Annotated in this window: 14 protein-coding genes; 6 read left to right on the top strand and 8 right to left on the bottom strand. The window is 62.7% G+C overall.

Annotated elements, in window-relative coordinates; all coding sequences use genetic code 11:
* The first annotated feature begins 78 nt into the window (after window positions 1-78).
* Window positions 79-576 carry a nuclear transport factor 2 family protein gene (locus RG2_RS10880; protein ID WP_033235020.1) on the top strand — a complete coding sequence of 166 codons (498 nt, stop codon included), beginning with the start codon at window positions 79-81 and terminating at the stop codon, window positions 574-576.
* Window positions 573-1403, top strand: coding sequence for an SDR family NAD(P)-dependent oxidoreductase (locus tag RG2_RS10875; protein ID WP_033234915.1), 831 nt, complete (start codon window positions 573-575; stop codon window positions 1401-1403). The genes RG2_RS10880 and RG2_RS10875 overlap by 4 nt, the downstream gene beginning before the upstream one ends.
* Here the strand turns inward: RG2_RS10875 and RG2_RS10870 are convergent.
* On the bottom strand, window positions 1365-2357 hold the full coding sequence (locus RG2_RS10870) for a DMT family transporter (RefSeq protein WP_033234916.1): 993 nt from the start codon (window positions 2355-2357) through the stop codon (window positions 1365-1367). The two genes, RG2_RS10875 and RG2_RS10870, sit on opposite strands and share 39 nt — an antisense overlap.
* Here RG2_RS10870 and RG2_RS10865 point away from each other — a divergent pair.
* Window positions 2356-3756 carry an aminotransferase-like domain-containing protein gene (locus RG2_RS10865; protein WP_033234917.1) on the top strand — a complete coding sequence of 467 codons (1401 nt, stop codon included), beginning with the start codon at window positions 2356-2358 and terminating at the stop codon, window positions 3754-3756. The two genes, RG2_RS10870 and RG2_RS10865, sit on opposite strands and share 2 nt — an antisense overlap.
* 50 nt (window positions 3757-3806) lie before the next feature.
* A complete protein-coding gene (locus RG2_RS10860; protein WP_033234918.1) occupies window positions 3807-4232 on the top strand; it encodes a pyridoxamine 5'-phosphate oxidase family protein in 426 nt (141 codons plus the stop codon).
* Window positions 4233-4285: 53 nt separating this feature from the next.
* Here the strand turns inward: RG2_RS10860 and RG2_RS10855 are convergent, their stop codons facing one another.
* The 5 genes from RG2_RS10855 to RG2_RS10835 all read right to left on the bottom strand — a co-directional run bounded on the left by RG2_RS10855 (window position 4286) and on the right by RG2_RS10835 (window position 10029).
* The gene (locus tag RG2_RS10855) at window positions 4286-5065 is read right to left on the bottom strand and encodes a nuclear transport factor 2 family protein (RefSeq protein WP_033234919.1); all 780 of its coding nucleotides are present in this window, start codon (window positions 5063-5065) and stop codon (window positions 4286-4288) included.
* A complete protein-coding gene (locus RG2_RS10850) occupies window positions 5062-6792 on the bottom strand; it encodes an acyl-CoA dehydrogenase family protein (RefSeq protein WP_033234920.1) in 1731 nt (576 codons plus the stop codon). Before RG2_RS10850 ends, RG2_RS10855 begins: the two co-directional genes overlap by 4 nt.
* Before the next feature lie 58 nt (window positions 6793-6850).
* Entirely contained in the window at window positions 6851-7510 is a 660-nt protein-coding gene (locus RG2_RS10845; protein ID WP_033234921.1) for a rhomboid-like protein, read from the bottom strand.
* 22 nt (window positions 7511-7532) lie between these two features.
* Window positions 7533-8204: an O-methyltransferase gene (locus RG2_RS10840; protein WP_033234922.1), complete on the bottom strand. Its 672-nt coding sequence runs from the start codon at window positions 8202-8204 to the stop codon at window positions 7533-7535.
* Between the two features lie 79 nt (window positions 8205-8283).
* Window positions 8284-10029: a proline--tRNA ligase gene (locus RG2_RS10835; protein ID WP_033234923.1), complete on the bottom strand. Its 1746-nt coding sequence runs from the start codon at window positions 10027-10029 to the stop codon at window positions 8284-8286.
* Window positions 10030-10084: 55 nt separating this feature from the next.
* On the opposite strand from RG2_RS10835, the gene yaaA reads away from it, so the two are divergent.
* Window positions 10085-10828: a peroxide stress protein YaaA gene (yaaA, locus tag RG2_RS10830; protein WP_033234924.1), complete on the top strand. Its 744-nt coding sequence runs from the start codon at window positions 10085-10087 to the stop codon at window positions 10826-10828.
* 175 nt (window positions 10829-11003) lie between these two features.
* Window positions 11004-11876, top strand: coding sequence for an AraC family transcriptional regulator (locus RG2_RS10825; protein ID WP_033235021.1), 873 nt, complete (start codon window positions 11004-11006; stop codon window positions 11874-11876).
* Between the two features lie 47 nt (window positions 11877-11923).
* Here the strand turns inward: RG2_RS10825 and RG2_RS10820 are convergent, their stop codons facing one another.
* Window positions 11924-13432, bottom strand: a complete 1509-nt coding sequence (locus RG2_RS10820; RefSeq protein WP_051730555.1) for a protein adenylyltransferase SelO — start codon at window positions 13430-13432, stop codon at window positions 11924-11926.
* Between the two features lie 35 nt (window positions 13433-13467).
* Complete coding sequence (locus RG2_RS10815) at window positions 13468-13896, bottom strand: CBS domain-containing protein (protein ID WP_033234926.1); 429 nt, start codon at window positions 13894-13896, stop codon at window positions 13468-13470.
* Window positions 13897-13954 lie beyond the last annotated feature (58 nt).

The following is a 13954-nucleotide window of genomic DNA, read 5'->3' as shown; positions in this document are numbered from 1 at the left end:
TACGTCACATGTGTGATGGAACGCACCATAGAGTCGGGTTCCGACACATCACGTAAAACCGGACGAAAAGGACCGACGTTGGATCTTGCACAACGCATCGACGCCCTCGAGCAGATCGAAGAGATCAAAAAGCTCAAGTACAACTACTGGCGCGCCTGTGATGCCAAGGACCCGGTCGCGTTCCGCAACAGTTTCATCAAGAGCGGCGCGTCCATCGACTACGGCCAGCTGGGAGCATTCGACGACGCGGGCCCGATGGCCGACATCTTCACTGCAGTCGCCCTGCGCAAAGTCGACGGCCACTACGCGGTCCTCGACATGCACCACGGACTTCACCCCGATATCGAAATAACTTCGGAGACTTCCGCGCTCGGACGATGGACGCTGCAGTTCCGCCAGATCGACACCGTCGCTCGGACTCAGAAATTGATGACGGGCGAATACGACGACGCGTATGTGATCGAGGACGGAGCGTGGAAGATGAGTCGCTGCCACTTCACGGAGACGTGGTCGATGACCACTCCGCTGTCAGCCGAGACCGTCCTCGCCGAGGGATCAGTGGGGAGTCAAGAATGACTGGATCAAAGGTTGCACTGGTAACCGGCGCGAGTCGCAGTGTCGGCAAAGGAATCGCGTTGGCGCTGGGCAGCGACGGCTGGACCGTGTACGTGACCGCGCGCGGTGAAGTCGGCACCAACAGCCCACTCGACGCTGCAGCCGCGGAGATCACCGAGCGTGGTGGCCGGGGAATCGCCGTGCAGTGTGATCACAGCGATGATCAGCAAATCGTCGATCTCTTTGCCCGCATTGCCGACGAGCAGTCCGGGCATCTCGATCTCCTCGTCAACAACGTGTGGGCCAACCCTGCCGGCTACGCAGGTTTCACGGATCCGTTCTGGAAGCGCCCCGTCGCCGACTGGGACTCCCTGATCGGAATCGGTTTGCGCGCGCATTACGTCGCGTCCGTGGAAGCCGCCAAGTTGATGGTCCCGCGCGGAAGCGGTGTCATCGGCCATATCTCGTCGTTCGGCAGCCGCGGATACCTGCACTCGGTGCTGTACGGAATGTCGAAGACCGGCCTCGACAAGATGGCTGCGGACATGGCCGTCGAGTTGAAGGGAACCGGAGTCACCGCAGTGTCCTTCTGGCTCGGCTTGATTCGCAACGAGCGAATGGAAGCCAGCGGAATGGAGAGCTTCGAGGGCTTCTCCCTCGCCGAAGCGGAAACCCCGGAGTTCGTCGGGCAGGTCATCACGGCACTGGCCAACGATCCCGACGTCAACTCCCGCAGCGGGCACACGCTGATCACCGCGGAAACTGCACTCGACTACGGAATCACCGACGCCAACGGCAAGCAGCCGGCGTCACATCGTGCTGCATTCGGTGGCGGCCCGCTCTTCTGAGCCACGCACACCGGACGCCGTAGCGGCGCCGCGCACCCCCACGGTGCCCGGCGCCGCTACGCGCGCCTTGAGCGCAAGCCACGCACAGCCGATGACCACGATGCCGCCAGCGACGATGGACAGCGACAATTCCTCGCCCAGGATCAAGGCCGACCACGCGATGCTGAGAACCGGTTGAACCAGCTGCGTCTGACTGACTGTGGAGATCGGCCCCATCGCCAGGCCTCGGTACCAGGGGAAGAAGCCGAGAAACATGCTGATGGCACCGAGGTAGGCAAACGCGAGCCATGAATTGGCGTCGGCGTGGACGGACGTATTCACCATCGACACAACGGTCATGGTGGCCGTAACGGGCAGTGCAAGAATCAACGCCCAGGCGATTGTCTGCCATGATCCGATTTCGCGGGCCAGCAACGCTCCTTCGGAGTACCCGAGAGCAGCACAGATCACTGCCCCGACCAGCAGAAGATCCGCGAGGTGGAACGAACCGAGTCCGCCGCCTGCACATGCGACGAACACTGCCACCGATATCGCGCCGGCCGCACTCGCCCACCAAAATGCCTGACTCGGCCGTTCTTTCCCCCGAAGTACGGCCAGTACGGCCGTCGCGGCAGGCAATAGCCCGATCACGACGGCGGCATGACTGGCCGGTGATGTTTGCACTGCAAACGTGGTGAGTAGAGGGAACCCGAGAACAACTCCGATGGTGACAAGGGCAATCCGTGCCCACTGCCGAAGGCTGGGAATGGCGGCGCGCGAAGCCAGCAGCGCAATCGTCGCCAACCCTCCCGCCACTACAGCCCGGCCGGCGCCGATGAACAACGGATCAAGGTCAGCGACTGCGATTCTGGTCAGTGGAACCGTGAACGAAAACGCCAGAACTCCCAGGAGCCCCCACCACAGACCCGATAGCGGTGCCGATTCGTTCGCGATAGCGCTACTATTGTCATTCATGTCCCACGATAGCAGTAGCCGACGGGTAGTCGACGGCTTACGCACGCTGATCGCGTCGTCGACCGCCGGAATGCAACTCCCCTCCACTCGGGCGCTGGCCGCAACGCACGGCGTGGGGCCTGTCACTGTGCAGCACGCAATCCGCCAACTCGTGGGTGAAGGCCTGGTGGAAACCCGCCCAGGTTCGGGAAATTTCGTCGCCCGCACGCGAGTGCCTCAGATATCCGACTATTCCTGGCAGACAACCAGTCTCGGGCCGAGCCGGGTCGACGCCAATCCCATCGGATCAAGCATGCTCACGGTTACGGCAGACACGATCTCGCTGCACAGCGGCTACCCAACGGACGAGTTGCTTCCCCTTCGTCAGATCCGCGGAGCACTGTCGAGGGCTGCGCGGAGCTCACTTGCGGCACGTCGGCCGCACACCGCAGGGCTTGGAGAACTCCGCGAGTGGTTCGCCCACGAGCTCACCACGGGCGGCGCTACCACGGTGCGCGATTCCGACGTCCTGATCACACCCGGAGGGCAGAGTGCACTGTCTTCGACGTTCCGGGCGCTTGCAGGTCCCGGCGATGCCATCGTGATGGAGTCGCCCACGTACTGGGGTGCCATCGCAGCAGCCAAACAGGCCGGGCTGAGCGTTGTGCCCGTCGCCCGCGGGACGCACGCGCCGGATCCGGAGGATCTTGCCACCGCGTTCGAACTCTCCGGAGCGCGCTTGTTCTATGCGCAACCACATTTTGCCAACCCAACCGGAGCACTCTGGTCGGACGCTGAGAGGCAATCGATCATGAAGGTCGTGCGCGATCACGGTGTATTCGTGATCGAAGACGACTGGGCGCACGATTTCGGAATCGACATGGACGCCACTCCCCTGGCTGCGAACGACCCCGACGGCCACGTGATCTACGTCCGGTCGCTCACCAAGAGCACGTCGCCGGCACTACGGGTCGCGGCCGTTGTTGCACGCGGTCCGGCGCGACGACGAATCGAAACCGATCGCACCATCGATGACCTGTACGTTTCCGGGATTCTGCAAGCTGCGGCGGTCGACGTCCTCACCCAACCTTCGTGGGTTACTCATCGGCGAAACGTTCGCGAACTACTGCGCGAACGGCGTGACCATCTGATCCGCGAATTGGATACTCATGCACCGGAACTCACGCTCACCCACAAACCCGCCGGTGGTCTCAACTTATGGCTTCGCCTGCCGGACGGCTCCGATTCCGAAACGTTTGCAACCAGGTGCCTCACGCACGGCCTCTCGATTTCCCCTGGGGCCGAGTGGTTTCCGGCGGAACCAACCGCCGCATACATTCGTCTGAACTTCGGCGGTTCACATCCAGATCGTTTCGAGGAAGCCGCCCGGATCCTGGCCGATCAACTCGTCCCGAAATGAGGGCGCCACAACGCTGGCCAGCCTGTCGAATGCCGCTGTAGTCTCAGGTGATGGCACTCTCCGAGAATGAGCGTGAACAGTTTCTGGCCGAGCCGCACGTAGCAGCGCTGTCGGTGGCGAACAACTCCGAGCGCGGTCCGTTGACAGTCCCGATCTGGTATCTCTATTCACCAGGTGGCAGCCCCTGGATTCTCACGGGAAAAGGATCGAAAAAGGCCCAGCTCATAGAGTCTGCTGGGCACTTCTCCCTCATGGCTCAACGACTCGAGCCGACCATCCGCTATGTGAGCGTCGAAGGTTCCGTCGACAAAATCGTGCCTGGAACCGACGAGATGCTGGTCGAAGTATCGCGGCGATATCTGACCCCGGACAAGGTTGACGGTTATCTCGACTTTGCCCGCTCTCAACTGGGCGAGCAGGTCGCAATTTACATGAAACCGCACACCTGGCTGTCCGCCGATCTCGGCGCTCTCTAAACAAGGACGACGCAGGCTCGGCGCGCCGGAATCGGTGCGCCGAGCCAATAACGTCAGCTCTCGGTGAAGAACCGCACCCGGTTGATCCGATGCCCCGAGGCCTCGAATCCGAAGAGCGCGATGGCCGGTTCACCGCAGACGACAACGCTTGCCGTGACCGTGCGGCCGGCAGCGAGGACCTTGCCCCGGCTCACGCCGGCCAGAAGATCGTTGGCGTCTGCGGTAGACAGGTGCGTGCCCGCCGGAAGCTCGACCGGAATGGGCGGAATCCGGCCGACCTTTGCGGCGTCGAGGAATCGTGTTGCCGCCCGCTTGCCCTTGGACCCGACCCCGAGGATGCCGCTGGAGAAGCCAATCGCTCCCCCGATCCCCTGGTTGGACAGCAACTGCGGCGTCAGCTTGGCCGCAGCCTTGACGCCTGCTGCGCCCGCGGTGGCAAGCTGACTCAACATAGTCGCCAATTCCCAATGGGCGTAGAGGGTTCCGATCTGCAACGAATCCGGCTCGCCCACCAGGTCGTAGCGCAGATGCATCGGCACGTTCAGGACAACGCCCGTCGACATTTCGGTGGCGAGGCTGAGGTCGCGCCACACTGTTCGGCCACACACTATGTCGCGCTCGACATGGAACGTGATGGTGTTCGGGGCAATGAATGTGTCGTAGAACTTCTCGATCGACGCCCGCCCGTTGTGCGGACGCGAACCAACAGGATCATTGACCTGACCGTCTGCGCTGAACAGCGACACCCACGCCGAACGATCGTGTGCACCGACAGCTTTGGGAGATCCCTCGACTACCGCCATCAACTGATCGCGGGTTGCCACCGCGCTCATGCGCGCATCTCGTATGCGCCGTCGTAGGCCTTGACCTGCTGCCACACGCGGTCGAAGCGCTCACTGTCTACGACGGGCTTGCGCACAGCTGCGAGCGCCCAAGCTTGCTGTTCCGGTGTCGACGACGGTTTCCCGTGCAGCGCAATCGCATAGCCGGAGAAGTCGCGAATCTGGAAGTCGAAGATCTGACCCACGACATCGGCGTCGAGTCCGGCGATGTCAGCCTGCTCGAGGATCAGATGCCCGTACACGACGAGCGAGAACAGGTGCCCGACGTTGAGCATGAAATCGAGATCCTTTTGCTGCGCCGCGTCCGGGGCCGCCGACGTCAGCAGTTCGGTCAACGCGATCGCCTGCTCGTAGAAACGAGCGACATTCGGGATACCGGAGTTCTTCTCGTACACCGGCTTCCACTCGTGGAACTGAATTTTCGCGGCGCCGCGAGTCGGTCCCTGATTCCAGAAGAACTCGTCGTCCGCAGCGTCGTCGCGCGTGACAATCTCCGGGAACTCTGCCGGATTGAAGAGGTAGTTCGGCAAGAACTTGAGGATCAAGCCCACATTTACGTGAACGGTGCCTTCGAGCTTGGGCAGTGTGCCGATCACCTGCGCGGCTTCGCGGAAGTACGTGGACTTCTCGTAGCCCTTGGCAGCAATCACGTCGTGCAGAAGTCCGACAACGCGCTCACCTTCTGAGGTGACCTTGGCCTTGGTCATCGGGTTGAACAGAAGGTAGCGACGGTCATCGAGACTCGCACTGCGGAAGTAGTCGACAGCCCGCGCGCTGAACTGCTTCATCGCAACCAGCCGGGAGTACGCGTCGACAAACGCCGCTCGGACGTGAGCGAAGTCGGTGACGGGATTTCCGTACAGAATTCGGTTCTGCGCGTGGGTGATTGCCTCGAAGAACGCGTGCTCGCTGATTCCGATCGAACCGGTGCAGAGGTTGAACTTTCCGACGTTCACGGTGTTGAGCGCTGCCTCGAACGCAGCGACACCGGTGTGCAGGATGTCTTCCTCGCGGACCGGGTAGTCCTCCAAGCGGAAGTTGCTGACGTACATCTGACCACGGAGGACGTTGTCGACGAGGTGGTAGTTCGGGTGCGCGCTGTCCGCAACGAAGAACACGTACCCCTCGGGTCCGTCGACATCGGTGCGACGGCCGAATACCGACACCATTCCGGCGACGTTGCCGTTGCCGATGTAGTACTTCTCACCGCTGGCCCGGAAGGCAACGTCGCCGTCGGCCGGAGTGAGAAGCATGTCGGTGGAGTAGACGTCGGCGCCATGGTCGCGCTCGGAGAGTCCGAACGCCATGACTCCGCCGTCGGTGAGTTCCTGCGCTGCACGCTTCTTTGCGGCGTCGTTGTCACTCATCCAGATCGGTCCGAGTCCGAGGATCGTGACCTGCCACGCGTACCAGTACGCGAGTCCGTAAAAGCCGAAGACCTCACTCAGTGCCGCATTGCGGGCACCGTCCCAGCGACGGTTCTCGTCGCCGTCGGCGTAGGCCGCCGGAGTCTGGAATGTCGCGAACAACTTCTCCTTCTTGACGAAGTCGAGGAAGTCCGACACCCAAACAGCTTCGCGATCGTCATGCAGGAGCTGATTCTTGCCACGGCTTTCGAACCATTCGACTGTTGCCAGCAGCAGCCTGCGAGTCTCGGGATCAAAACGGGCAAAATCTTCGGTGTGGGGGTTGAACAGCAATCCGTCGGTGTCAGACACGTCATACCTTTCGTCGATGCCGTAAACCTACCAGTGAGTAACTTAGGTTGGGAAGAGTTCACGAAGCCGGCGCGGTCCTCCGCGACGGCAATAGATCCGCCGGATTCCACACCCCCGTCCGAGCCCGCGTCAGCGGATAACACGCCACTCCGAGAAGTAACGCCGACATGTGCCCGACCGCAGTGAATGTCGTAGCAAAGATCAACGGCACCGCATAGAAAATCACTGCTGCACCGAGGTAGACGTAACGCCAGGGCTTCGAAATCCGGTACACGAGAACACCGACGACACCGGCCAATCCGTAGCTGACCCCGACGTCGAGGGTGTTGACCGCCGACTCTGCGACATATCCGTGCCGAATGCCTTCGTAGAGAACACCTTCACTGATGTAGGTGGCGCCGACGTGCGCGATCACGACAACGCACAACCACCGCCACGTCCCGAGCCAGCGCTCTGCCGTGGCATGAAAAACAGTGAACAGAACCAAATACCCCAGCCAGCCACCACCTTCGAGCCAGAAGGCACTCGAGAACAGGACGCGGATCGGGTCTTCGGAGAGGTGATGCAGATTAGTGGAGCGTTTACCGAGAAAGTGTTCCTCGACATTGTCGGGAAGATGCCGCAGGAACAGTGTGGTGAAGAGCAGGGCCAACAACCAGATATACGTCCCGGGTGCGCTCCGCACCCACTGCCATACCGCCTTTGCTGCCCCCAGCATCCTCACCGCTTCGAGTGTGCGCTCACTCGTTGACTACTGCAACGGCGAACCCGTCCCACCCCTTCGATCCGACAGTCTGGATCGCGGTGCCGTCGAGTCGCGGTTCGGCCGCGATCATCTCGAGGACGGCCCGACTGGCCTTGACTCGCTCGTCGTCGATGTCCGGATTCGAGACGTGTCCCCCACGCACGACGTTGTCGACGACGATGACGGTTCCCGGGTGCGACAGTGCAAGGGCCCACCGCACGTATTCGCTGTTGTTTTCCTTGTCCGCGTCGATGAACACCAGGTCGAAGGGACCGAGTTCTTCCTTCGCGATCAACGGCAGGCTGTCGAGGGCAGCGCCGACGCGGATATCGACCCGATCGGCGAGTTCGGCGCGTTCGATGTTGGCGCGCGCCACCTCGGCGTGTGCCGGCTCGAATTCGAGACTGATGACGCGTCCCGACGGTCCGACGGCGCGGGCCAACCAGATGGTGCTGTACCCGCCGAGGGTTCCGATTTCGAGGACGTTGCGCGCCAGGCACATTCGAGCAAACAGATGGAGCAACTTGCCTTGGTTCGGCGCTACGTCGATAGGCGGCAGGCCGGCCGCGGTGTTGGCGGCGAGTGCCGCATCGAGGACCGGATCTTCACCTACCAACGTGGAGACAAGGTAACCGTCGACTTCTGCCCAATCCGGTTCGCGTTCCATAGGAACGATTGTGGCAGAAAAGAAGGGCCGCCGCAGACACCTCGAACGGTGTCTGCGGCGGCCCGCACATCTTCTGGGATCAGCCGCGAACTGCGGCGATGATCTCCTCGATTGCCGAATCGGCGTCGATTTCGCGGCTTTCGCCGGTGAAGCGGTCGCGGATTTCGACCTTACCGTCGGCCCAACCACGGCCGACGACAACGATCAGCGGAACACCGATCAGCTCGGAGTCCTTGAACTTCACGCCAGGCGACGCCTTTCGGTCGTCGAGAATCACTTCGAGTCCGGCACGGTCGAGTTGCGCCGCGAGGCCTTCGGCGCCTTCGCGAGCGGTCTCGTCCTTGTTCGCGATGACGAGGTAGACATCGGCCGGTGAGACCTCAGCGGGCCAACGCAGGCCCTTCTCGTCGTGGTGCTGCTCGGCGATGACGGCCACGAGGCGCGAGACGCCGACGCCGTACGAACCCATGGTCGGGCGAACCGGCTTGCCGTTCTCGGCGAGGACGTCGACGTTGAACACATCGGTGTACTTGCGGCCGAGCTGGAAGACGTGACCGATTTCGATACCGCGGGCCGAGACCAGCGTGCCGGCTCCGTCGGGAGATGCGTCGCCGTCGCGAACCTCGGCGGCTTCGATGGTTCCGTCGGGTGTGAAGTCGCGACCGGCAACAAGGCCGACAACGTGCTTGCCGTCTTCGTCGGCGCCGGTGATCCAGCTGGTGCCGTCCACGACGCGCGGATCAACGAGGTAGCGAACACCGTTGGCCTGCAGCGCCTTCGGGCCGATGTAGCCCTTGGCCAGGAACGGGTTGTTCTTGAAGTCGGTCTCGGTGATCATCACGAACTCGGCGGGCTCGAGCGAAGCTTCGAGGCGCTTTTCGTCGACCTCACGGTCGCCGGGGATGCCGATGCCGAGAAGTTCCCATTCGCCGCCGGGCAGGCGGGTCTTGACCATGATGTTCTTGAGGGTGTCGGCAGCGGTGATCGTGCGGCCGAGGTCGGCACCGTTCGCCCAGTCCACCAGGGTGTCGATGGTGGGGGTGTTCGCGGTGTCGTAGACCTTGGCCTCAGGCAGTCCGTCGAACGGAATGGCTTCGGGCACAACCGTCTTGACGGCCTCGACATTTGCGGCGTAACCGGATTCGAGGCAGCGCACGTAGGTGTCTTCGCCGATCTCACTCTCGGCGAGGAACTCTTCGGATGCGCTGCCGCCCATCGCGCCCGACGTAGCCGAGACGATGACGTACTTGACGCCCAACCGCGTGAAGATCTTCTCGTACGCGTCGCGGTGCGCCTGGTACGACGCCGTCAGACCCTCGTCGGTGAGGTCGAAGGAGTACGAGTCCTTCATGACGAACTCGCGGCCACGCAGAATGCCGGCGCGCGGACGCTCTTCGTCGCGGTACTTGGTCTGCACCTGGTACAGGGTGACCGGGAAATCCTTGTAGGAGTTGTACTCACCCTTGACCGTCAGAGCAAAAAGCTCCTCGTGGGTCGGGCCGAGCATGTAGTCGTTGCCCTTGCGGTCCTTGAGGCGGAACAGTCCGGCGCCGTATTCGGTCCACCGGTTGGATGCCTCGTAGGGTTCACGCGGCAGCAATGCGGGGAGCAGGATTTCCTGGCCTCCCATGGCATTCATCTCTTCGCGGACAACGCGCTCGACCTCGCGCAGCACCCGCAATCCCAGTGGCAACCACGAGTAGACGCCTGGAGCGATTCGGCGCACGTAGCCGGCGCGAACCAGCAGTTTGTGGCTCGCAACTTCGGCGTCCGAGGGATCGTCACGCAGGGTACGCAGGAACAGGTGGGACAGACGGGTAATCACGAGGTACAAGGATAGTCGGCGCTGTACCGTCCGCGGGCGTCGGTACGGTATCGGGGTGCTTGTATTGCTGCCTCCCTCAGAAACCAAGTCCGACGGCGGCAAGGACGCGCCCCTCGATCTGGCTGAACTGTCGATGCCCCAGTTGACCGAAACGCGCGAATTGCTGGTGCAGACGCTCGTCGATCTGGCCGCCGACGTCGACGCCTCGTGCCAGGCTCTGGGACTCGGACCGACCCAGGCGGACGAGGTGGAACGCAACGCGAAACTGTGGGTCTCGGCAACCCGCCCCGCGCTGCAACGCTACACCGGTGTGCTGTTCGACGCCCTTGACGCGAAGTCGTTCACGCGCGCTCAGAAGGCCAAGGCACTCGATCGAATCGCTATCGGTTCTGCCCTGTTCGGTGCCGTCCGCGCAGGTGATCTGATTCCCGCCTACCGCCTCTCCGGCGGGTCCAAGCTGCCGGGGATGGGGACGCTGCGCTCGCTGTGGAAGCCGGAGCTGCCGAAGGCCTTGGCCGCCGAAGCCGACGGCCTTGTCATCGATCTACGATCCGGCACCTACCAAGACCTCGGACCTGTTCCTGACGCACTAATCGCCACCGTGCTAACCGAAAAGCCGGACGGCACCCGCACCGTGGTCAGTCACTTCAACAAGCATCACAAGGGTCTGCTCGCGCGCGCCCTGGTGGTCTCGCGCGCCGAACCCAGCGACATCAAGGGAGTTGCCCGAGTCGCGTCGAAGGCGGGCCTGCGCGTGGAAATCGCGTCGGAGCGCGAATTGATCATCCTGACGGATTGACGACTTCACCAGCCGATCAACCCTGCACCGCAAAGTCAGCTGGACAGTTTGTGCACAGCACTTCTGAAAACGGAATGTCGGAGGACGACTGCGCGTACGAAGACGATCCGATCGGACCGCGATAGTAGGGTGCCGATCGGGACGACCCGGAAGTGTGGGTGTCGAAGGAGGCGCCATGATCGCGGAGTTGAACAGACTGGTCGAACTTGTCGAGGATCGTCTAAACGACGACCTCGATGTGGCTTCATTGGCGACTGAGCTCGGCACGACGGAATACCACCTCCGGCGGATGTTCTCGTCCCTGGCGGGCATGCCGCTGTCGGAGTACATCCGGCGTCGCCGCATGTCGGTCGCAGCGGCAGACGTTCTCGGAAACGGGAACCTGCTGAGCATCGCGGTCCGCTACGGCTACGGGTCGACCGAAGCCTTCGGCCGAGCCTTCCGATCCGTGCACGGCGTCAGCCCCGGCGACGTCAAGCGAGATGGCGGCCCCCTTCGAACGCAACCGCAGCTCAGGTTCCGCCTGACCGTAGAAGGGAACATCACCATGGACACCCGCATCACCGATCGACCGGCGCTCCGCCTCGTCGGCCACGCCACGCGCGTGCCCCTCATCCACGAGGGCGTCAACCCCCACATCCAAGCCCACATCGCTTCTCTGCCGACCGCAGCGCACGCCTGCCTCAAAGCGCTGGGCAACACCGAACCGGCCGGCCTACTCCAAGTGAGCGCCGAGGTCGACCCGGATTACACCGAGGGAAGCGAGTTGACCTACCTGCACGGCGTCACCGTCACCGTCACCGACACGACGCCGGTGCCCGACGATCTCGACATGATCGAGGTTCCCGCCGGTAGGTGGGCGGTGTTCCGCACCGAGGGCGAGTATCCGGCTGCGTTGCAGGCGACCTGGGCAGCGACCGCGACGGACTGGTTTCCGTCGAACCCGTGGCGACTCCGGCCGGGTCCGTCGATCGTCGCAGTTCTCGACCGCGCCGATGATTTCAGTACGGCCACGTGCGAACTGTGGCTCCCGGTGGAACGCGCATGATCAAGCGGCCCGCCGGCAGTGAGGTGCTGGCGGTGTTCGATCATAAATCAAGTGCCACAGAAGGTTTGGAACGTTTCACTGAAAGACTGCGGGGCCGCCTCGGTGTAGTCGGACCACTCGTCGCGTCGGTCGAACGGATGCGTGACAACCTCGAGCAGCTTCTCGAAGGGAACGAGGTCCCCGTCGGTCGCGGCAGACAGAGCAGCATCGAGCTGATGATTACGCGGAATGTATAGCGGGTTGACGCGATCCATCGCGCTCGCGGTCTCCACGGCCTCGCGTCCCTGTTCCGTCAGGGCGTCGTGCCACCGCTGCAACCAGGGCGCGATGTGATCCCGTGGCACGAGGTCATCGAGGGGCGCCGAATTTCCGCGCAGTTCGTCCGCGAGAGCACGGAAACTGCCCGTCCAATCAGCACCGTGTTCCGCCAACAATGTCAGCAGATCGTCGACTAGCGCCCGATCGACAATCGGGTGGGCCAGACCGAGCTTTGCCGCCATGCCGGCCGCGTAGTGGCCCTCGTAACGCTCGTCGAAGGTGTCGAGAACTGCCGACGCCGCGGAAATCGCATCGTCGGGTGTGGAATCGATCAGCGGCAACAGTGTTTCTGCCAAGCGCGCCAGATTCCACTTCAAGACGGCGGGCTGATTGCCGAACGCGTAGCGGCCGCCGCTGTCGATCGAGCTGAACACTGCCGCCGGATCGAACGCGTCGAGGAAGGCGCACGGACCGTAATCGATGGTCTCCCCCGAAATTGTCGTGTTGTCGGTGTTCATCACTCCGTGTACAAAACCGATGAGCATCCACCGCGCCACCAGTGACGCCTGCGCCTCGACCACCCCCTCGAGGAACCTCAGGTACCGATTGTGTGCACCCGTTGCCGGCAGTTCGGTCAGCTCCGGATAGTGCCGGGCGATCGCGTAATCGGCGAGCGACTGCAAGACCTCGCCCTGTCGGGCCGCGAACTCGAAGGTCCCCACTCGAAGGTGACTCGACGCAATCCGTGCAAGCACGGCACCGGGTTCTGCGCCGTTGCGGCGAACGTCCCGGCCCGTCGCCACGACGGACAACGCGCGTGTAGTGGGGACACCGAGGGCATACATCGCCTCACTGACCAGATATTCGCGCAGCATCGGCCCGACAACTGCATACCCGTCACCGCCCCGAGAGAACGGCGTGCGCCCCGAGCCCTTGAGATGCAGATCCACTCGCCGACCGTCACCGGTCGACAGTTCACCGAGTAGCAACGCCCGACCGTCCCCGAGGATCGGTGCGTATCCACCGAACTGATGACCCGCATACGCCATCGCCACCGGTTTTGCCCCAACCGGCACCGTCGACCCGGACAGGACGCCAACCCCGTCCACACTTCGCAGCGCTTCTACGTCCAAGCGCAACGACGCAGCCAGCCGCTCGTTCACGACGAGCAACTGCGGGTCAGGTGCGGCAGTACCTTGCCACGGAACTGTCAAAGCGCCAAGCTCGTCAGCGAACGTGCTCTCGAGGCCGGCAACGGTAGTGTCCGTGCCTGCTGTGGAATCCTGGATTGCAGCCATCACACGAGAGTAGCCACCGTGAGACAGCCCATCGATCAGCCCTGGTCGATGTACGACTCGAGGTGATCGCGCTCGCTCTGCAACTCGTCGATCCGGCTCTTGACCACGTCACCGATGCTGACGATTCCGAGCAGTTCGCCGTCTTCGATGACGGGCAGATGGCGGATTCGGCGATCGGTCATGATCGCGGCAATGCTGTCCACGGAATCAGCAGGCACGCACGTGTACATCAACGCTGTCATCACCTCGGACACTTCGGTGGCCAGCAATTCCGGACCCCGCTCGTGCAAACGCCGCACGACATCGCGCTCGGAGATGATTCCGACAACAGCGTCGCCGTCGAGGACGACCATGGCGCCGATGTTGTGGCGGGCAAGATCGCACAGCAACGCGTTGACGGTGGTGTGAGCGTCGATGGTGACAATGCTGTTGCCCTTGTTGCGCAAGATATCCGCGATCCGCATCACGGCACTCCGATCCTTCGAGAATCTCGGCCCTCTTGCAACGATCGTATCCAGTTGC

Origin of the sequence: Rhodococcus globerulus NBRC 14531, from assembly GCF_001894805.1 — a bacterium.
In the GTDB taxonomy this organism is placed as follows: Bacteria; Actinomycetota; Actinomycetes; order Mycobacteriales; family Mycobacteriaceae; genus Rhodococcus_F; species Rhodococcus_F globerula.
The sequence above is the reverse complement of the archived record's forward strand: the minus strand, read 5'-3'. Positions and strand labels throughout refer to the sequence as shown.

Excerpts from the sequence above, each read along its gene's own strand:
- RG2_RS10875 (WP_033234915.1), top strand. The coding sequence starts at position 573 with ATGACTGGATCAAAGGTTGCACTGGTAACCGGCGCGAGTCGCAGTGTC.
- RG2_RS10865 (WP_033234917.1), top strand. The coding sequence starts at position 2,356 with ATGTCCCACGATAGCAGTAGCCGACGGGTAGTCGACGGCTTACGCACG.
- RG2_RS10870 (WP_033234916.1), bottom strand. The coding sequence starts at position 2,357 with ATGAATGACAATAGTAGCGCTATCGCGAACGAATCGGCACCGCTATCG.
- RG2_RS10860 (WP_033234918.1), top strand. The coding sequence starts at position 3,807 with ATGGCACTCTCCGAGAATGAGCGTGAACAGTTTCTGGCCGAGCCGCAC.
- RG2_RS10855 (WP_033234919.1), bottom strand. The coding sequence starts at position 5,065 with ATGAGCGCGGTGGCAACCCGCGATCAGTTGATGGCGGTAGTCGAGGGA.
- RG2_RS10845 (WP_033234921.1), bottom strand. The coding sequence starts at position 7,510 with ATGCTGGGGGCAGCAAAGGCGGTATGGCAGTGGGTGCGGAGCGCACCC.
- RG2_RS10840 (WP_033234922.1), bottom strand. The coding sequence starts at position 8,204 with ATGGAACGCGAACCGGATTGGGCAGAAGTCGACGGTTACCTTGTCTCC.
- RG2_RS10825 (WP_033235021.1), top strand. The coding sequence starts at position 11,004 with ATGATCGCGGAGTTGAACAGACTGGTCGAACTTGTCGAGGATCGTCTA.
- RG2_RS10820 (WP_051730555.1), bottom strand. The coding sequence starts at position 13,432 with ATGGCTGCAATCCAGGATTCCACAGCAGGCACGGACACTACCGTTGCC.
- RG2_RS10815 (WP_033234926.1), bottom strand. The coding sequence starts at position 13,896 with ATGCGGATCGCGGATATCTTGCGCAACAAGGGCAACAGCATTGTCACC.